Origin of the sequence: Mycolicibacter heraklionensis (genome assembly GCF_001021505.1) — a bacterium.
Taxonomy (GTDB): domain Bacteria; phylum Actinomycetota; class Actinomycetes; order Mycobacteriales; family Mycobacteriaceae; genus Mycobacterium; species Mycobacterium heraklionense.
Map to the genome: position 1 here is coordinate 81,299 of NZ_LDPO01000001.1, position 17,683 is coordinate 98,981.

At 65.9% G+C, this 17,683-nt stretch carries 18 protein-coding genes; 6 read left to right on the forward strand and 12 right to left on the reverse strand.

Annotated elements, in window-relative coordinates:
• Nucleotides 1–42: 42 nt before the first annotated feature.
• The 11 genes from ABW16_RS00365 to ABW16_RS00415 are packed head-to-tail and all read right to left on the reverse strand — an operon-like array spanning nt 43 to nt 10,529.
• Nucleotides 43–396: a DUF732 domain-containing protein gene (locus ABW16_RS00365; RefSeq protein WP_047317157.1), complete on the reverse strand. Its 354-nt coding sequence runs from the start codon at nt 394–396 to the stop codon at nt 43–45.
• 20 nt (nt 397–416) lie between these two features.
• Nucleotides 417–941: a hypothetical protein gene (locus tag ABW16_RS00370; RefSeq protein WP_047317158.1), complete on the reverse strand. Its 525-nt coding sequence runs from the start codon at nt 939–941 to the stop codon at nt 417–419.
• Nucleotides 938–1,543, reverse strand: a complete 606-nt coding sequence (locus tag ABW16_RS00375; RefSeq protein WP_047317159.1) for a hypothetical protein — start codon at nt 1,541–1,543, stop codon at nt 938–940. The genes ABW16_RS00370 and ABW16_RS00375 overlap by 4 nt, the downstream gene beginning before the upstream one ends.
• Nucleotides 1,507–2,955 (reverse strand): MCE family protein, encoded by a 1,449-nt coding sequence (locus ABW16_RS00380; RefSeq protein ID WP_047317160.1) that lies wholly within the window; start codon nt 2,953–2,955, stop codon nt 1,507–1,509. The genes ABW16_RS00375 and ABW16_RS00380 overlap by 37 nt, the downstream gene beginning before the upstream one ends.
• A gap of 1 nt (nt 2,956) precedes the next feature.
• Complete coding sequence (locus tag ABW16_RS00385; RefSeq protein WP_047317161.1) at nt 2,957–4,096, reverse strand: MCE family protein; 1,140 nt, start codon at nt 4,094–4,096, stop codon at nt 2,957–2,959.
• On the reverse strand, nt 4,093–5,382 hold the full coding sequence (locus ABW16_RS00390) for a virulence factor Mce family protein (RefSeq protein ID WP_047317162.1): 1,290 nt from the start codon (nt 5,380–5,382) through the stop codon (nt 4,093–4,095). Before ABW16_RS00390 ends, ABW16_RS00385 begins: the two co-directional genes overlap by 4 nt.
• Nucleotides 5,382–6,608: an MCE family protein gene (locus ABW16_RS00395; protein WP_047317632.1), complete on the reverse strand. Its 1,227-nt coding sequence runs from the start codon at nt 6,606–6,608 to the stop codon at nt 5,382–5,384. Before ABW16_RS00395 ends, ABW16_RS00390 begins: the two co-directional genes overlap by 1 nt.
• On the reverse strand, nt 6,605–7,633 hold the full coding sequence (locus tag ABW16_RS00400) for an MCE family protein (RefSeq protein ID WP_047317163.1): 1,029 nt from the start codon (nt 7,631–7,633) through the stop codon (nt 6,605–6,607). The genes ABW16_RS00395 and ABW16_RS00400 overlap by 4 nt, the downstream gene beginning before the upstream one ends.
• Nucleotides 7,630–8,955 carry an MCE family protein gene (locus ABW16_RS00405; RefSeq protein WP_047317164.1) on the reverse strand — a complete coding sequence of 442 codons (1,326 nt, stop codon included), beginning with the start codon at nt 8,953–8,955 and terminating at the stop codon, nt 7,630–7,632. Before ABW16_RS00405 ends, ABW16_RS00400 begins: the two co-directional genes overlap by 4 nt.
• A 4-nt stretch (nt 8,956–8,959) precedes the next feature.
• Complete coding sequence (locus ABW16_RS00410; protein ID WP_047317633.1) at nt 8,960–9,808, reverse strand: ABC transporter permease; 849 nt, start codon at nt 9,806–9,808, stop codon at nt 8,960–8,962.
• A gap of 10 nt (nt 9,809–9,818) precedes the next feature.
• On the reverse strand, nt 9,819–10,529 hold the full coding sequence (locus tag ABW16_RS00415; RefSeq protein WP_047317634.1) for an MlaE family ABC transporter permease: 711 nt from the start codon (nt 10,527–10,529) through the stop codon (nt 9,819–9,821).
• 234 nt (nt 10,530–10,763) lie between these two features.
• Between ABW16_RS00415 and ABW16_RS00420 the strand changes: the two genes are divergently transcribed.
• The 5 genes from ABW16_RS00420 (at nt 10,764) to ABW16_RS00440 (ending at nt 15,322) form a co-directional block, all read left to right on the forward strand.
• The gene (locus ABW16_RS00420; protein ID WP_047317165.1) at nt 10,764–12,224 is read left to right on the forward strand and encodes an aldehyde dehydrogenase family protein; all 1,461 of its coding nucleotides are present in this window, start codon (nt 10,764–10,766) and stop codon (nt 12,222–12,224) included.
• 40 nt (nt 12,225–12,264) lie between these two features.
• Complete coding sequence (locus tag ABW16_RS00425; RefSeq protein WP_047317166.1) at nt 12,265–13,086, forward strand: IclR family transcriptional regulator; 822 nt, start codon at nt 12,265–12,267, stop codon at nt 13,084–13,086.
• Between the two features lie 234 nt (nt 13,087–13,320).
• Entirely contained in the window at nt 13,321–14,280 is a 960-nt protein-coding gene (locus ABW16_RS00430; RefSeq protein WP_047317167.1) for an amidohydrolase family protein, read from the forward strand.
• A 3-nt stretch (nt 14,281–14,283) separates the two neighbouring features.
• Entirely contained in the window at nt 14,284–15,027 is a 744-nt protein-coding gene (locus ABW16_RS00435) for an SDR family NAD(P)-dependent oxidoreductase (protein WP_047317168.1), read from the forward strand.
• Nucleotides 15,028–15,037: 10 nt separating this feature from the next.
• On the forward strand, nt 15,038–15,322 hold the full coding sequence (locus ABW16_RS00440) for a 4a-hydroxytetrahydrobiopterin dehydratase (protein ID WP_047317169.1): 285 nt from the start codon (nt 15,038–15,040) through the stop codon (nt 15,320–15,322).
• On the opposite strand, the gene ABW16_RS00445 is transcribed toward ABW16_RS00440, so the two are convergent.
• Nucleotides 15,300–16,592, reverse strand: coding sequence for a mannosyltransferase (locus ABW16_RS00445; RefSeq protein ID WP_412178170.1), 1,293 nt, complete (start codon nt 16,590–16,592; stop codon nt 15,300–15,302). The genes ABW16_RS00440 and ABW16_RS00445 overlap by 23 nt on opposite strands.
• Before the next feature lie 84 nt (nt 16,593–16,676).
• Here ABW16_RS00445 and ABW16_RS00450 point away from each other — a divergent pair, with 84 nt between their 5' ends.
• Nucleotides 16,677–17,681, forward strand: a complete 1,005-nt coding sequence (locus ABW16_RS00450; RefSeq protein WP_109519431.1) for an Rv1157c family protein — start codon at nt 16,677–16,679, stop codon at nt 17,679–17,681.
• Nucleotides 17,682–17,683: the final 2 nt, after the last annotated feature.

Here is a 17,683-nt window from a genome sequence, read left to right on the forward strand (position 1 = left end):
ATCGCCGTGGTGCGAACATGAATCGGGCCTCCTGTGCTGCCGCTACGACGCGGGACGGTAGTGGGCTGCCGAGTTGCGCAGCTGCCAGATTAGGGCGGGGCACAGCTCGTTGACCGCCTGAGCGATCAGGTACGACCCCTGATAGTCGTCGGTCGTCGCGAAGTCCGCTTTGACGTCGCCGACCAATTCGGCGTAGCTGCGGCCGTGCGCGACCTTGTCGCAGATTCCGTTGCCGTAGTCCAGGGCTTGGTCGGCATTTGCGAAGTTGTAGCCCGGCCGCACCGTCACGTTCACCAGGTAGGCCACCGGATCGGCGACGGCGGCTGGGGCGGCGAGCAGGACACCCGGCCAGATCACCGCGGTACCTGCCAACGCGGCCAGCTGATTTCGGCACATCTGAGCTACTCCTTCCGCGATCAGATGGGGTCGAAGCCGGCGATCAGCCACCGGCCGTCGACCTTGTCGAGGGTGACCCGCACCCGGGAGGCGGTGTCGGTGGGTGGGTCGTTTCCCATCACGATCGTTTGGTTGATGAAAAGCAGTGCCACCGCGTGGCTGTTTGAAGCCGACACCGAGGCGGCTGCCGGGACGGTGGCGACCGCCGAGATGTGCTTCTGCCGTGCACCCGGTATCACCACGTCGTGAGTCAACGACGTGTAGGAGTCTTTGAGCCCTCCGGTCAAGCGGCCGCGGGCGGCATCGAGGTCCTGCTCGACGCTGTCGGGGCGATACGAGAGCATCGCGATGGCACTGTCGGTGGCCACCTCTACGGACTCGATTGCGGCCTCCCGGATGACGCCGGACCGCTCGTCACACCATTTCAGGTAGCCGGTCACCCCGGTCAGGGCCAGGACCAGTGCGGGCAGCACACCGTATGCCAGCAGGCGCCACCCGCGCTGTCGTTCGGCACCGCCGATACGGCGAAGCGTGGCGCGCATCATGGCACGAACTCCACGTTGGCGACCTTGACGGCATCGCCGACCTGTTGCACGGTCATGCGCATCCGCCAGGCCCTTGGCTCCGGCTCGGCAGCCCCGGCCAGCGAAGTCTTGACCGTCACAGCCACCAGCACCCTGGCCTCGTTGCCGTCCTGGGATTCCAGTCCGGCTTCGGTGATCGTGCCCTCGGACCTGGACTGCGCCTTCTTGACGACGTCGATGAAGGGCTGCGAACGCTTTTCGAAATCGTCGCGAAAGGATCCGGTGGCGGAGTCCAGGATGCGCTGTATGTCGGCATCGGCCTGCGCGTAGTCGATCGTGGTGAGGTTCAGCGCACCTTGGCGCCCGGCCTGAAGGAACAGCTGCCGTTGCTGTTGGGCCAGGTGGGTCTGATAACCGCGGTACCCGAACCAGCCAACCATGGCGCACAGGGCCGCGATCGCGGCCACGCCCACGGCCACGGCCAGGCCCACGCCGGGGCCCTTGCGGTCCTCGGCCAGACCGACGTCGTCGTCCGGCACGGCCGGCCCGTCCTGCGACGCAACCGGGGCCAAGCCTTCTTCTTCGTCTACTTCGACGGCGGCGGTATCAGCATCGACTGCCATGTTTGCTCCTTCGGCAGGCGTTGGGACAGATTCGATTGGTTGTATAGACGCCCGTCCGGACCGACGTAATTGCCGGTGGCAGGGTCGTATTCGGCTACCGCGATCGGCGGTGGAGCCGGGGCCGCAGCGGGCGGTGAACCCGGTGGCAACTGAGGAATGTCCTGTCCGGACCAGGTGGCGTTGGGATCGCCTTTCCAGTTGAATCCGTCGTTGAGCGGAACGTATTGCTCGTCGCTTTCGCACATCTTCACCGTCGGCGCCCGCTTCCCCGGAACGGTCAGGCACGGGTAGTTCCGGGCACCGCGAACACCGAACGGCGAGTCCTGCGGCACCCGGCAGTACAGGGCGCCCTCCGGACGATCCGGATAGTCAACCGCTGACGCCGACCGCCACTGTTGGGGTGGAAGAAAGCCGGTTTGGCAGATCGGAGGAACGTTCACGTTCAGGTTGAAGTCCAGATACAGGCCCTTGTAGTCCTGCTTGGTGTTCAGATTGGCGACCGTCGTACCCGCCTCAACCGCCACCGCTTGTGGCAGCAGGACCAGCAGCTGCTCGATCGCCGGCTGATAGGCGATCGCCACGTCTGCGACGCTGACCAGGTTGGCCAGCAGCACCGGCAGCGTCGGTTGCAGGCGCGAGAAGAGTTCCCGGGCCTCGTCGGCGGCCGGTCCGCCATTCTGCAGCACGCTGGCCACCGCGCTGTCCCGCGTGCGCAACTGATCGCTGATAACAGCCAGGTGTCTGGCCCAGTCGTTGATGGCGTCGGCACTGTCGGTTTGTGAGTCGAGCACCGGCGCCGATTGGTCGATTACCGCGGTCAAGGCGTCCAGATTCTTGTCCGCGTCCATCGCCAAGCGGGTGGACTTGTTGACCAGCCGAGCCAGGTCGGGCCCCAATCCCCCTACCGCGGTGTAGCTTTCGTCGATCACGGTGCGCAAGTTGCCGTGCGGGATAACCGCCAACCCGCGGTTGGTGGCATCGAGCAGCGAGTCCATGGCCGGCGGCACCGACGTGGCCTGCACCGGTATCACGTCCCCGTTCTTCAGCACCGGCCCCTCCCCCGTGCGGGGCCGTAGCTCGACGTACTGCTCACCGATGGCCGACTGGCTGTGGACCTCGGCCTGCAGGTCCGCGGGAATCTTGATCCGGGATGTCAGCAGCAATTCGGCTCGCACCCCGGAGGGAGACAGTTGAACGTTTCGGACGCGACCGACCTCGGTGCCCCGGTAGGTGACGTTGGCGCTGGGGTACAGTCCGCCGGCCTGCTGCAGTTCCAGTGTGACGGCGTAGTGGCCTACGCCGAACAGCATTGCCGGAGCATTGATATAGCGAAAGAGCATCACCGACCCGGCCACTATCGAGATCAGCGTGAAGATGACCAGTTGAATCTTGATACGTCGATTCAGGCGCATGTCAGGGCCCTTGATCGAAACGGTAGGGCGCGACAAGGGGATTGCCGGCCGTGGTGGGGCTGGGCAATTGTCCGATGGTGCGCCCCCATTGCATCTCGAGCTGAGTCAGGTTGCCTTCCCATCGGGTCCCGGTGAAGAACGCGGTGTCCAGGCGGCTCAACGTGAGGTCGATGATCATGGTGATGTTGACCGCGTCGCCGCGGACGAAGTTGGTGATGGTCTCTTTAGGCCACGGGTAGGTCGCCAGCAGGCTCAGTGAACGGGTGAGCGCAGGTCCGGCATCGGCGAGTGACCCCAGCACCGGGCCGATATCTTCCAACTCCGCCACCAGTGCCTCTTTGGTCTGGTTGACCGAGTCGGCGGCCAGCGCACTGAGCTGGCCGAGCTTCACCAGAACCTGCGCGAGGTTGTCGCGTTGCTCGCTGATCACCGACAAAGCGTCGGGAATGGTCTTAAGGGCCTTGTCCAGCACAGGTTTTCGTTCGGCGAACTGGCCGGCTGCGTTGTTGATGCCCTCGGTGGCGGCGATGATGTCGTTCTTCTGCTCATCAAGGTGGCCGATGAATTCGTCGAGCCGGTTGATGACGCCACGCAAGTCGGTTTCCCGCCCGGCGAACGCGGAGCTGAACGCCGTGGTGATGTCCTGGATCTGCCCGAGGCCACCACCGTTGAGCAGCATCGAGGTCACCGCCAGGGTCTGCTCGGTGCTGGGATAGGCGCCAGCACGTTCCAGTGGAATCAGTGCCCCGTTGTGCAGTCGGCCGGTCGGCGGCTCGTCGGCCGGTGACGCCAACTCGACATGCAGGGTGCCGAGCAGACTGGTTTGGCCCACCTTGGCGATGGCGTTGGCGGGCAGGCTGACATCGCCAGCCAGCTTCATCGTGATCAGTGCGTGCCAGCCCTGGCGTTCAACCTTGGTGACGGTGCCGACGGTCACATCGCCGACTCGAACTCGGGTGTTGGGCGCGATGTTGGTGACGTCTGGAAGTTCCGCTTTCACCAGGTACGACCCGACTCCACCACCCTCGGTGCCGGGCAGGGGCAGCGAGTTCACGCCCCGCCACCCGCAACCGCCGACAGCCACCGCGACGACACACAGCATCATCGCCACGGCCTTGCCGGCGAGATCAACCCGCCTCATGACCCGCCTCCCGTCGGAATCATCAGTCCCGGCAGGCCATCGGCGGGATTGGCGGTCGCGGCGTCGGTCCATGCGGGGGCACCCGCGGCCGGGGCAGGTTCGGGAGCCGGCGACGGTGCCGGATGGTCCGGACGCAGCCAGTCCTCGCTGTAAGTGATCTCGTTGGGCCGGGCTTTGGCATTGACGAACGGGTTCGCCCCGATCGGCGGAAAGTTGTACTGGCGGTTCTTGATGATCGGCGCGAGGTACTGGACGCATAACTTCGACGACTGCTCACTGTTGAGACGAGAGGCCGCCTGAATCGCCCCGCACAGGAACGTGATCGGGTTGGAGAAGTTGTTCAACCCGAGTATGCCGGTGATCGAGCCGTGCGCCGGGTCCCAGATGTTGACGAAGTTCTGCAGCGCGTTGGGAAGCACGTGCAAGCTCTGTTTGACGTCGTCGAGGCTGTCCACGAGGGCGGTGCTGATCGACGCGAGCTTGTCGGAGGTGGCGCCGATAGATTCTCGATTCTCGGCGACAAAATCGGTGACGACGGTGACGGCAGTGTTGAGATCGCTGACCGCATTGGCTATCTCGTCGGGGTCGTCGGACAGCAGTGCGGTGACCGCAGCCAGATTCTGGTTGAGCTGGCGCATCAGGTCTGCGCTGTCGTGCAGCGCCGTTACCAGCGTCGAAAGATTCTTGACGGTGGAGAAGATGTCGGTGCTGTGATCGCCGAGCGCCGACATCACTTGTGAAAACTTGATGATCGTGTCGCGGATGGAGGTGCCCTGGCCGCGCAGGTTGTCCGCTGCGGTGTTGATGATTTCTCCGAACGCGCTGGTGCCGCCGGGCTCGGTGGGTTGCAAGCTCTGGCTGAGCTTCTCCAACTGTTGGCGCAGATCGTCGAATTCCACCGGTACCGCGGTGCGGTCTTGCGGAATCACCGCGCCGTCGGGCAGCACAGGACCGGCGGTGTAGGCGGGAGTCAGCTGAATTGCCCGCGAGGTGATCAGCTTCGGCGACAGGATCACCGCGTTGACGTCGGCCGGAAGCCGGTACTTGCCGTCGACCCAAAAGCTGATCCTGGCATGCTGTGGCTGCGGTTCGATGGACCGGATCTGGCCCACCTTCACCCCCAGAATGACCACGTCGTCGCCGGCGAAGATGCCGTTGCTGTTGTCGAAGTAGGCCACGACTTCGGTCCTGGCGGTGGCGGCCACCGCCCGCAGCGTGATGATTCCGGCGATCAGCACCACGACCAGTCCGACGGCCAGCCCGAGGCGAGCGTTGTGTCGTTCCATCAGCCACCCCCTATCGCGGGCGGGCCGGGCGGCGGGCCGCCGGGCGCCGGCGCAGGAAGCGGCTCGCGGTAGGGGTAGCGGGGGTCACCCGGCTTGCCGGTGATCGCGTCGGGAAGCGTGAGATTCGGGGGACCGCCCTGGCCGGTCCGCGGATAGGGCACCGGCAGCGCGGGGGTCCCCGGTTGTCCGGTGGGGGGATCGACGCGCTCCGACGGCAACAGCACATTCGGGTCGAGACCCAGGTCGGAAAATGCGGCGTCGACAAATGGCTGGACGAACTGGCCGGGCAGCAGGTTCGCCACGTAAGCCTTGAAAAACGGGCCCGACGAGACCGACTCGCCCAGCGACATCGCATAGGCATGAAGCAGCTTGATCGACTTTTGCACGCGCTCCTTGCGGTTGTCGATGACAGTCAGGACGTCGTTGAACTTGTCCAGCGCAGGCCGCAGTTGGTCGCGGTTGTCGGCGACGAAGCCTGTGATTTGCTTCGACAAGGCCGCGATCTCGCCCGAGATCTGGTCCAGTGCCGCGCTCTGTGTCTGCAGCTGCGCCAGCAACCCGTCGGTGTCGACGATCAGGCCGGCGACTTGATCTGTCCGCTGCGCCAGCACCGTGGTCGCCGAGTTGGCGCTGGCCAGCAGGCCGCGCAGTTGCCTGTCTCGCTCGTTGAGGGTCTGCGACAGCCGGGCGACACCGCGCAGCGCTGTCTGCAGCTCCGGCGGTGTGTCGTGGAACTCGTGCGCCAGCGTGAGCAACGACTCGTTGACCTGATCGGTGTCGAGTCCGCGGATGGTGTGCGCCAAATCGCCCAGAGCGTCGGGGAGTTGGTAGGCCGGGGTGGTGCGCTCCAGCGGGATCGCACCCGAGAGGCGACCGTCTCCACGCGGGGTGATCTCGAGTACCTTGACTCCGAGCAGGCTTTTGGCTTTGATGGCCGCCTCGGTGCGCTCCCCGAGGCGAATGCTCTTGTCCACGTTGAACGTGACCAGCACGCGTGGTCCTTCCAGCTCGACGCCGGTCACCTCTCCCACCTGGAAGCCGGAAACCTGGACGTGCGCGCCCGATGTCAGCCCGCTCGATTCGGCGAAGTAGGCGGCGTGGACGGCCTTCTTGATGCTGAAGAGGGGCAACCTTTGGTATTGCAGGGCGCCGACGACGACCGCGGCGATCACAGCGGCGCCGACGACACCGATGACCGCTGTGTTCCGCTCGGAGAAGGGCTTCATTTCGGCGCGCACCGCCCGCCGCCCTGGCTGGCGAGCCGCACATACATCGGCTGGCCACCCTTGCCGTTGATCTTGAGCACCGCTTCACAGAGATAGAAGGTGAAAAAGTCGCCGTACAAGCCCTGCCGAGCGACCGCCTGATATGCCTCGGGCAGCGTGTTGAGCAGGTCGTCGAAGTAGTCATGGTCGGCGACGACGACGCTGTTCATCCGGTCGGATTGCGCCACAACATTTCTGAATGGGGGCCGCGCCTGGGCGAGCAGGTCGGCAATCGTCCCGGCCGCGGCGTTGCTGTACGCCAACGAATGGCTGATGTCGGTCTTTCCGGCGGCCAGCCGGTGGACCAACTCGGCCAGTGAGGCTACCGCCGTGTCGAATTGTTTGCTCTGATCGCGCAGCGATCCCAGCACGGTGTCGAGGTTGGTGATCACCTGCCCGATCACCTCGTCGTGGTCGGCCAGCGTGTTGGTCAGCGTCGCGGCCTGGGCCATGAACGAGTTGATTGCCGCACCTTGACCCTGAAATGCTTGGATGAGCTGGCCGGTAAGCGTATTGACTTGCTCCGGATCCAGTGCCCGGAACAGTGGGCGAAAGCCCCCGATCAACGCATCCAGGTCCAGCGAAGGCGCAGTGCGTTGCACCGGAATGGTCTGTCCGGCATCCAGTCGCCCTAGACCGCCCGCACCCTCTTCCAGCTGCAGATAGCGATCCCCGATCAGGTTGTCGTAGCGGATCAGCGCTCGGGTGCCTTCGGTGAGGACCACGGTGTCGTCAGCGGAGAACCGAACCGCCACAACATTGTCGGGCTTGACCGCGATGTGTCGGACTTTGCCGACTTCCACGCCCGCGATACGAACGAAGTCGCCCTGTTTCAACCCGCTGATGTTGGTGAATTCGGCGTTGTAAGTCCGCTCCGGTTGAAAGCGGAGCTGCGCAAACACCATGAACAGCGCAAACGTTCCCAGGCCGCATACCACGACGAAGACGGTGAGACGCCACAGCCCACCTACCAGGTTGTCTCTCACGGCTGCGCTCCCGGTGCGGCCGGCGGCATGCTCGCCGGACTTGGTACGGGTGCGCCGTAAGGTGGCGCTCCCGGATAGGGCACGGGTCCGATCGCCGGCGGTCCCAGATTGCGGATGCTCGGTGGTTCGGGCACTCCGCGAGTGACCGGCAGATAGTCCACCCAACCCGGGAAGCCGATACCCGGGTTCGGCCGGATGTCCAACCCGGTTCCCCAGCCGGTGTTGGTGACCAACTGCCGCACCGGCCAGTTCTTACTGGGGTCGGGCAGCGACCCACAACCCGGCCTGCCGCCCGGGCCGCCCTTGGCCGCCACGATCGGCAGATTGTCCGGGAACCGGTACGGGTCGTCGCCGAACAGGAAGGCGTCGTCGATCACGATGGTGGCCCCGTCGCCGCCGCCCGCCTGCTCGTAACCGCCGTTGTCCAGTGTCCATTTGGCGCCTTGGAGCAGGCAGGTGTATTCGGGGTCGTACGTTGCCAGCAGATCGGTTGTCGGCTCGAGCGCGGTGACCGATCGCACCAGGTTGTCCCGGTTGGGGCCGATCACGTCGATACCGGATTGGGTGAATCCGATGGTGTTGAGCAGCAACGTATTCAGGTCGCCCGCTTGGCCGCTGACCGTGGCGCTGGTGACACTGGCCGCGTCAAGGAGGGACAAGATGTGCTGCGCGGCCGTTCCGTAGGCATTACCTGCACCGGCAAGTGCGCGCCAGTCGTCACGCACGGCTCCCATGCGGGGGTTGACCGCGGCGAGCACATGATTGGTAGCGGTGGTGGCTTCGCCGATCTGGTTCCCACGGCCTCGCACGGCCTCGGCCACCGCGGCGAGGGACGCGTTGAGCTTGGGCGGATCGATCTGGTGCAGCACGCCGACGAGGTTTTCGAAGACGGTGTTGACCTCGGTGCTGACATTGCGGGAACGCAACACCGCCCCGGCGGTGATGTGCTGCGCGCTGGGATTCTCCGGATAGATCAGGTCGACGTACTTCGCTCCGAAGACCGTGGTCGCGCGGATCTCCGCCTGCGAATTGGCCGGAATGTACTTGACCTGGTCGGGAAACAGCTCCAGCTTGACGTGTACCGTCTCGGATCCTCCTTCGACCCCGGCCACCCTGCCCACCGGCACGCCGCGCATCTTGACCTTGGCGCCCGATTCCATCACCAGACCGGCGCGCTGCGACGTCAACGTCACGGGCACTGAGGATTTCAACGTTCCGGCGAACGATGCTGAGCACAACCACACGAATGCCCCGACGGCAACCACCAGAATGGCGGTCCACCACGCCGGGGGGATACGCAATCGCCGGGATCGAGTCGTCATCGCGTCAGCCCGACAGGTGGAAGTTGCCGGACTGCCCATAGACAGCCAGTGAGATGAACACGGTGAGCACACCGGATGCGACCAGCGAAGTTCGCACGGCGCGGCCGACAGCCTCACCGACGCCGGCCGGGCCGCCGGAAGCGGTGAAGCCGTAGTAGGTGTGCACCAGCATGATGACCACGGCCATCGTGACCGCGAGCAGGAACGACCAGATCAGGTCCATCGGGTACAGGAAGGTATTGAAGTAGTGGTCGTAGACGCCCGCGGACTGACCGTAGATCACCGTTGTGCTCAACCGGGCCGCCGTGAAAGACGCGAGCACAGCCACGCAGTACAACGGGATCACCACGATCACCCCGGCCACCAGCCGGGTGGACGCCAGGTAGGCGATCGAGCGAATGCCCATCACCTCGAGGGCATCGATCTCCTCGTTGATCCGCATGGCGCCCAATTGCGCGGTCGCGCCGGCACCGATGGTGGCCGCCAACGCAATCGCCGCGGTCAATGGCGCCGCCAGCCTTACGTTGAAGTAGGCGGACGCGAACCCGGTTAACGCCTCGACACCGATTTCGGAGAACTGGTTGTACCCTGCCACCGAAACCAGTGCCCCCGTGGTGATCGTCAAGAATCCGACGATCACCACGGCGCCGCCGATGACGGCCAGTGCTCCGGTGCCCAAGCCCATCTGCGCGATCAAGCGCAGCAGCTCGGTCCGGTAGCTGACGAACACTTCGCCGGTCGAGCCCAGAGCCTTCGCGTAGAACTGAGTTTGGCCGCCCACCCTGTTCCAACCGGCTGCCCAGTTCCGCAGCAGCAACGTCACTCGGGGGAGCCGTGCAGGCGCAACGGTCATGCTCGACACCTCACGTCGTGACGTTGATGCCGACGGCGGTGGTGATCACGTTGATGGCGAACAGCGCCCCAACGGCGTAGACGACGGTTTCGTTCACGGCGTTGCCTACTCCGGCAGGTCCCCCGCCAACGGAAATTCCCTTGTAGCAGGCGATCAGCCCAGCAGCGAGTCCGAATAACGCGGCCTTGATGATCGCGACGATCATGTCTTCGACCCCGGTGAGCACCGTCATACCGGCCGCATAAGCGCCCGGAGTCACGTGTTGGACGAACACCGAGAAGAAGAAGCCGCCGACGAGACCGACCATGATGACCATCGATGACAACAGCGTCGCGACAAGGGTCGCGGCCAGAACCCGCGGCACCACCAGCGCCTGCAGCGGATCGACGCCCATCACGCGGAGTGCGTCGAGTTCCTCGCGGATGGTGCGGGCACCCAGGTCGGCGCACATGGCCGTCGCCCCGGCGCCGGCAACCACCAACACCGTCACGATCGGGCCGACCTGAGTGACGGTGGCATACGCGGCGGTCAGGCCGCTGAAGTCCGCAGCACCAAACTCTGACAACAAGATGTTGAACGTGAAGCCCACCAGCACCGTGTAGGGAACCGCCAACATCAACGTCGGCAGCAGCGACACACGCGCGACGAACCACGACTGCAGGATCAGTTCGCGCCAGGCAAACGGCCGGCGCGGTACCGCGACCAGCACGTCCAGCGCCATTGCGAAGAAGCCTCCGATGACCGAGGCCGGCTTGGACACCCCCGCCAAGGAGATCAAGACTTGCCCTCCGATTTCACTATCTTGCATTTGTTTCACTATGTTGCATACTGTGTGACCCGAGTCTGAGGGTGACCAACGCCACTTGTCAATAGCTTCGACATGATCGAATACGGTGAATATCGCGGTCGGCCCGCACGTTCGGAGCGACCGGATTCGAACGGGAGATGGGCTGAGATGACGAATCGGGAACCGGTCCACCATTGGCTGGGCGGCGAATGGATCCGCTCGGACCGAACTTCGAACAGCATCAACCCGGCCACCGGCGAAGTCATCGGCAGCTACGCGGACGCGAGTGCCACCGAGGGCCAGGCAGCGATCGACGCCGCCGCACGCAGTTTCGCCGACACCACGTGGCGGATCGACCCCATGCAACGCGCAACCGCGCTGAGCCACTTGGCCGACTCCTACACACTCCGGGCGAATGAGGTCATCGACACCTTGTGCCGCGAGAACGGAAAACTGCGGGACGAGGCCGGATTCGAGGCGCAGTTCATCCCACGCGCACTGCGGTTCGCCGCCGGGCTGGCGGTGCATCCGACCGGGCACGCCACCGACCCACGGCCGGGGCTGCAAGCGATGTCGATCCGCCAACCGGCCGGAGTGGCCGGGCTGATCATCCCGTGGAACTCGCCGGCCTACCTTGCGATCCGGGCGCTCGCGCCGGCGATGGCGGCCGGTTGCACGGCGGTGCTCAAGATGCCCGGCCAGGCCGCCCAGACCGCGGCGCTGATGAGCGACATCCTGGCGAGCATCCCGGAGATCCCGGCCGGCGTCGTCAACGTCGTGATCGAATCCGGTTCGGACGTCGCCCGCCTGTTGGTCGAGTCGCCGCAGGTCCCGGTCATCAGCTACACCGGGAGCACGCAGACCGGCAGACTTGTCGCGCAGGCCGCTGCCGCTCGTTTCAAACGTGTCGGGCTCGAACTCGGCGGCAAGACTCCGCACCTGGTGTTCTCCGACGCCGACCTCGATGCGGCGCTGACCACAGTGGTGCATTCCTCGACCGTGTTCGCCGGCCAGTTCTGCATGACCGGCAGCCGGATTCTGGTACAGCGTGAAATTGCCGACGCATTCATCGAGGCCCTGGCGGGCCGGCTGGAGAACGTGCGCCCCGGCCCCGCATCCGATCCTGCCAGCGAGATCGGCCCGATGATCGACACCGCCTCGGTGGCCCGGGTCGACGCCGCTGTCGAAACGGCGATCGCCGCGGGGGCCAAAGCGATTGTCCGCGGCGGCCCCAGCACCATTCCGGAGTTGGCGGGCGGCGCCTTCTATCATCCGACACTGCTGGCGGTGGACGATTCGTCGCTGCCGATCGTGCAGGAGGAGACCTTCGGCCCGGTTCAGACGGTTCAGGTGTTCGGCACCGAAGACGACGCCGTCGCCCTGGCCAACGACACCGAATACGGTCTCAGCGCGTGCATCTGGAGCCGTGACGTCGACCGGTCGGCCCGGCTTGCCCGCCGGCTCGACGCGGGACTCATCTCGATCAACAGCTGGGCCAACCTCACAGTCGAGTTCGAGGAAGGCGGTTTCAAATCCAGCGGAGTGGGGCGCCTGGGCGGCCTGGCCAGCATCGAGGATTTCCTGGAGTACAAACAGATCACCCAGAGCTATGCCCCGCTGGGCGGTTGACGGCGCTGACGTCTGCGGCGCGCTTCCCTATAGTTCTCTCGTGGCAGACAAGCTAAGGACCGGCTCCGCCAAGACCGACGACGACCCGTCGGCTCGCCAGGGCATCCAATCTGTCGAACTGGCGATGACCGTCCTGCAGGCACTCGAGGACGGTCGTTCCCCGATGAGCCTGACGCAGCTCGCCACCGCCAGCGGCATGACACCCAGCAAGGTGCATCGCTACCTCGTCAGCCTCTCGCGGGTCGGACTCGTCGCACGATCACCGAGTACCGGCCTCTACGACATGGGCCCCGCCCTGCGCCGGCTCGGAATCGAGTCGCTGCGCCGCATGGACGAGGTCGCGCTGATCTCCGAACACCTTCCCGGCCTGCGTGATCGCACATCCCACGCCGTGAACCTGGCGGTCTGGTCGGATCACGGTCCGGTCATCGTCCGGTGGGACTACGGCTCGTATGCCCTGCCTATCACGGTCCGGGTCGGAGCCACGCTCCCACTGCTGACCAGCTCCGTCGGCCGGGTATTCCTGACCTATCTGCCGAGCGCCCTGACCAAACCGGTCGTGCGGCGGGAGTCCGCCGCCGGGTCGCGCCCCCCGACCGCCGATGAGATCGCCGAAATCACTGCGGAGGTGGCGCGCTCCGGTCTGTCGATCACTTCCGGCGGCATCATCCCGGGCATCGCCTCAGTCGCCGCACCAGTCTTCGCAGCCGGGGAGTCGCTGCCGCTTGTCGTCGCAGTGGTTCTCCCGGCCCAGGCCGCGACCCGCACCACCGTCGATGCGGTCTCGAAACAACTGCTTTCGCTGACCGCGACGATGTCGAACGAACTAGGTTCGGCCCAGACCGACCGCGGAGCGAACTGACAAGTCGCGCCATCGGGCCGACGCTGCGGAGACCTCGCCATAAGTTGCCGGGCCAGACCCGTGACGCGTGCTGACCAACCTCGACCAGGCACCGTGTCGTCCGCAGTCGATGGCGATGGTGAACCCTCAGATCGCCCAGCTCGGTTCAGCGCCAGACCCCTCTTGCGTCTTGACACGGCCAACCCTCGCTTTCATTATTGATAAAATCAATGCTCAATAGTGAATCGAGGATGCATGCGAACGATCGGGCTCGAAGAACACTTCCTCACCACAGAGCTGGCGCCCTACAGTGCGAGCTCGAAGGCGATCACCACCCCGGACCGTTGGGCGAAGGTCTCCCGGCAGCTGCTCGATCTGGCCGATCAGAGGCTGGCCGAAATGGACGCCGCGCGGCTCGACATGCAGGTCCTGTCGTTGACGGCTCCCGGGATTCAGGCTGAGCCCGATGCCGGCCTCGCGGTGGCACGCGCCGCTGCCGTCAACGATCTGCTCGCGGCAACGATCGAAGCCCGCCCGGATCGTTTCGCCGGATTCGCCGCACTGCCGCTCCAGGATCCGCAGGCCGCTGCCAAAGAACTCGACCGCGCGGTCAACCAGCTCGGTCTGCGGGGAGCCTTGGTCAACGCCCACACCCAGGGTCGCTACCTTGACGACCCGACGATGCGCGTCGTCTGGGAGTCCGCCGAGGGCCTCGACGTTCCGCTGTACCTACACCCCGCCAATGGATTTGACGTTCCGCATGTGCTCGGCGACCACCCGGAACTGATCGGTCCGATGTGGAGCTGGGGACCCGAAACCGCCGCGCACACCCTGCGATTGATCTTCAGTGGTGTTTTCGACGACTTCCCGAACGCCAAACTGATGATCGGGCACATGGGCGAAAGCCTGCCGTTCTCGCTGTGGCGGCTCGACTCGCGCTGGGATTTCCACAACCATCGTGGCATCGAGCTCGCGCGGGGCAACCCGTCGGAATATCTCCGCCACAATCTCTATGTGACGACCAGCGGGGTCTGCTCCACCGCTCCGCTGGTGTGTACGCTCGCGGAGCTGGGTGCCGACCATGTCTTGTTCGGCACCGACTACCCGTATGAGGACATGGCCACGGCAACCGAGTTCCTGCGCACCACGCCGATCTCCGAGGAAGACCGGGCCAAGATCAGCCATCTCAACGCCGAGCGCCTGTTGCGCCTGTAGCCGATGACCTCCCACTCCGGACGCGTCGCCGTAGTGACCGGCGCCGCAAGCGGATTCGGGCGAGCAATCGCCGTCGAGCTGGCACGCCGCGGCGCGGATATCGTCGCCGTCGATCTGCAACCCGGTGACGAGACCGCAGCAGCGATAACCGACCTCGGTCGCGCTGTGCTGAATCTGCAAGCCGACGTGTCCCAGCCCGATCAAGTCGCGGGGATCGGCCGCGAGATGCTCAGCGTGTTCGGCCGAGTCGACATTCTGGTCAACAACGCGGGCGTCTTCCCGTTCCGCGATCTCTTCGATCTCGGATTCGACGAATGGAAGCGCACGCTGGAGATCAACCTCGATTCACAATTCTTGATGACCAAGGCCGTCATCGACAGCATGCGGCAGCACGGCTGGGGCCGGATCGTCAATGTCGCCTCGAATTCCCTGGGCTTGACCGTGGGCGGCCTGGCGCACTACATGGCCAGCAAGGGCGGCGTGATCGGTCTTACGCGGGCACTCGCCAACGACCTGGCCCCCTACGGGATCACCGTCAACGCGATCGAGCCCGCGGCGTCGAGCACCCCCGGCGGACGGCGCAACATCGGCGACCGGTTGTTGACCGAAGTCGCGGCGATGCAGGCGATCAAACGCGTCGGTACGGCGAGCGACATCACCGGCGCCGTCTGCTTCCTCACCGGTGACGACAGCGCGTTCATCACCGGCCAAACCATCGTGGTTGACGGCGGCCTGCACCGGGTATGACCCTCGAACCATGGCTTTGTTGACTGACGACCAAATCGACGCCGCGCTGACCTCACTCGACGGTTGGGAGCGGGCCGACGGGGCGCTGCGCCGCTCGGTCAAGTTCCCGGCTTTTCTGGCGGGTATCGACGCGGTGCGGCAGGTCGCCGAGCGCGCCGAAGCGGCCGATCACCACCCCGACATAGACATCCGCTGGCGCACGGTGACGTTCGCCCTGGTGACGCATTCCGAAGGCGGCATCACCGACAAGGACGTGGGGATGGCCAGCGAGATCAACCGGATTCTGGCGAGCTGACCCGCGCGGTCGCCATCCAGCCCAGGGTCACCAGCGCGCCGACGATGTAGACCAGGCCGGCCCACGCCAGGTACCAGGGCCGGCCGTCCTGCCAGATGGTCGGCTGGAAGAAACTGAGCAGCCACGGCACCCCGATGAGGGCCACGGCCAGCCAGCCCCAGCCCAGCACCCGGGCGCCGCGGCGATCCGAGCAGGGCCCGTGCAGCAGCCAGATCATCAGCGGCACCAGCCACACCCAGTGATGAGTCCAGGAGATCGGCGAGGCCAGCAGCCCGAACAGCTCGACCACCAGCAACGACCCCAGCGGGTCCGCCCCAGGTCCACTGTTCAGCGCCCGCCAGGCCAGCACCGCCAGCACCGCAGTGACGCCGATCGCGATCAGCACCGGCGGGCTGTAACCCGCGTCGTGTCCGAGGATGCGGGAGATCCCGCCCCGCCAGGACTGGTTGAACGACGTTCCGATCGGGCCTACCCGATGGGCGTCGCCGAGCAGCTCGGTGAAGTAGCGGCGAGCCTGGTCCCCGGTGACCCACACCGACACCGCAATGGTGCCGGCGAAGACGACCGCCGAGAACACCGCAGCGGCCCAGCGCCGTGCCCCGGCCAGGTAGACCCCGGCGATCGCCGGGGTGAGCTTCACCCCGGCGGCCAGCCCAACCAACAGCCCCGAGACCCACCACCGCCGGCTGTAGACCGCATAGAGCACCGCCAACACCAGGATCACGTTGATCTGGCCGTAGTCGAAGGTGCTGCGCAACGGCTCGGTCCAGATCCCCGCGGCGGTCCACAGCATCGCAACCTGACGGCCCGCGGTGGCCGATTCCCCGAGGAGTCGCTGACACAGCCGCACCACGCCATACAGTGCGGCCATCGTGCCGATCTGCCACAGGAGCGCCACCAGCCCGAACGGCAGGAAATGCAGCGGGTAGAACACCACCGCCGCGAACGGCGGGTAAGTGAACGGCAGCGGGAAGTCCGGGGTCTGGTCGGCGTAGACGTAGTCATACAGCGCGCCGGGCTGGGCCAGCGCGGCCGCGCCGCTGATGTAAACGTGCAGGTCGACGAAGTTGGCGCCGTGCGGGGTGAGGTAGGTCCAGGCGAGTCGCGCCGCGATGCTGATCGCCAGCAGCAAGGGGGCCCACGCGGTCAGGCGAGTCGTCAGCGAACGCGCAGGCGGGGTGGCCCCGGTGTTCAAGGTGGTGTCTACCGGCACGACTTTATCGAACGGCCGCCAGATCACCGTCGCGGTTCGGGTCCGTAACGGTTCCATAAATGACACACGTGTCACTTGAGCCTCACCAGCAACAGGCTAGCTTCGGTTTTCAGGAAGCCACCGCCGACGATTGGGGAAGTCATGTCGCGCCTCCAGACGCTGTTCGCCACGACGCATTTCAAGACGCAGGGTGCCACCGCCGCCAAGGCGGCCGTCGCCGCCGGATCGTCGGCCCTGCTGGTCTTCGGCGCCGTCGGCGGGGTGGCCATGGCCGACCCGGCCATGCCGGCACTGCCGCTGCCCACCGCGGGATTTCCCGGGCTGCCCGCCATCGAGCAGTTGAGCCCGGTGATCCAGCAGGCTGCCGCCGACCCCGCCGGGGCGACCTCGCTGCTGATGGCCGCGGCCGCCGCATTCACCGGAAACTCCAACACGCCCGCCAGCTCCCGGCAGGTGGCCGACTCGGTGGCGCAGTTCGTGCAGTCGCCGCCCGAGACGCTGCCGAGCAATCACGTACCGACGGCCGGCTCGGAACCCGGAATGGTGGCCCACCTGCCCAGCGGCATCGACCCGGCCAAGTCGGTGGGCCCGGCGCCCCAGGCCGCACCGAATGCGCCCGAAGCCCTGCCCGCGCCCGCCGAAGCTCTCCCCGACGCGGCCCCGGCAGCCCCCGAAGCCGCGCTCGTGGCGCCGGCGCCCGACGCGGCCCCGGCGGCCAATCCCGGATTCGGTCCGGACGCCCCGCCGACCCAGGACTTCATGTACCCGTCCATCGGCCAGAACTGCCAGGCCGACGGCGGCAACGTCATCGCCACCGCACTGTCGGTGGCCGGCCCGGCCACGATTCCGACCCCCGGCCCCAAGCCCGGTCAGACCGCCTACGTGTTCACCGCCATGGGGACCCCCGGCCCGGCCGAGACGCAGAAGCTGCCGCTGAACGTCACGTGGGTGAACCTGACCACCGGCAAGTCCGGCAGCGCCACCCTGCAGCCGCGCACCGACATCAACCCCGAGGGGCCGACAACGCTGACCGCGATCGTCGACACGGGCTCGGGCAGCATCATGTCGACGATCTTCGGTCAGGTCAGCACCAAGGACCACCAGTGCAACTTCCTGCCCACCATCGGCTCGACCGTGGTGCCCTGACG

Excerpts from the sequence above, each read along its gene's own strand:
- ABW16_RS00380 (WP_047317160.1), bottom strand. The coding sequence starts at position 2,955 with ATGCGCCTGAATCGACGTATCAAGATTCAACTGGTCATCTTCACGCTG.
- ABW16_RS00435 (WP_047317168.1), top strand. The coding sequence starts at position 14,284 with ATGACCTCCCACTCCGGACGCGTCGCCGTAGTGACCGGCGCCGCAAGC.
- ABW16_RS00365 (WP_047317157.1), bottom strand. The coding sequence starts at position 396 with ATGTGCCGAAATCAGCTGGCCGCGTTGGCAGGTACCGCGGTGATCTGG.
- ABW16_RS00440 (WP_047317169.1), top strand. The coding sequence starts at position 15,038 with ATGGCTTTGTTGACTGACGACCAAATCGACGCCGCGCTGACCTCACTC.
- ABW16_RS00420 (WP_047317165.1), top strand. The coding sequence starts at position 10,764 with ATGACGAATCGGGAACCGGTCCACCATTGGCTGGGCGGCGAATGGATC.
- ABW16_RS00450 (WP_109519431.1), top strand. The coding sequence starts at position 16,677 with ATGTCGCGCCTCCAGACGCTGTTCGCCACGACGCATTTCAAGACGCAG.
- ABW16_RS00410 (WP_047317633.1), bottom strand. The coding sequence starts at position 9,808 with ATGACCGTTGCGCCTGCACGGCTCCCCCGAGTGACGTTGCTGCTGCGG.
- ABW16_RS00390 (WP_047317162.1), bottom strand. The coding sequence starts at position 5,382 with ATGGAACGACACAACGCTCGCCTCGGGCTGGCCGTCGGACTGGTCGTG.
- ABW16_RS00445 (WP_412178170.1), bottom strand. The coding sequence starts at position 16,592 with ATGGAACCGTTACGGACCCGAACCGCGACGGTGATCTGGCGGCCGTTC.
- ABW16_RS00405 (WP_047317164.1), bottom strand. The coding sequence starts at position 8,955 with ATGACGACTCGATCCCGGCGATTGCGTATCCCCCCGGCGTGGTGGACC.
- ABW16_RS00370 (WP_047317158.1), bottom strand. The coding sequence starts at position 941 with ATGATGCGCGCCACGCTTCGCCGTATCGGCGGTGCCGAACGACAGCGC.
- ABW16_RS00385 (WP_047317161.1), bottom strand. The coding sequence starts at position 4,096 with ATGAGGCGGGTTGATCTCGCCGGCAAGGCCGTGGCGATGATGCTGTGT.
- ABW16_RS00415 (WP_047317634.1), bottom strand. The coding sequence starts at position 10,529 with ATGGCGCTGGACGTGCTGGTCGCGGTACCGCGCCGGCCGTTTGCCTGG.
- ABW16_RS00395 (WP_047317632.1), bottom strand. The coding sequence starts at position 6,608 with ATGAAGCCCTTCTCCGAGCGGAACACAGCGGTCATCGGTGTCGTCGGC.
- ABW16_RS00375 (WP_047317159.1), bottom strand. The coding sequence starts at position 1,543 with ATGGCAGTCGATGCTGATACCGCCGCCGTCGAAGTAGACGAAGAAGAA.
- ABW16_RS00430 (WP_047317167.1), top strand. The coding sequence starts at position 13,321 with ATGCGAACGATCGGGCTCGAAGAACACTTCCTCACCACAGAGCTGGCG.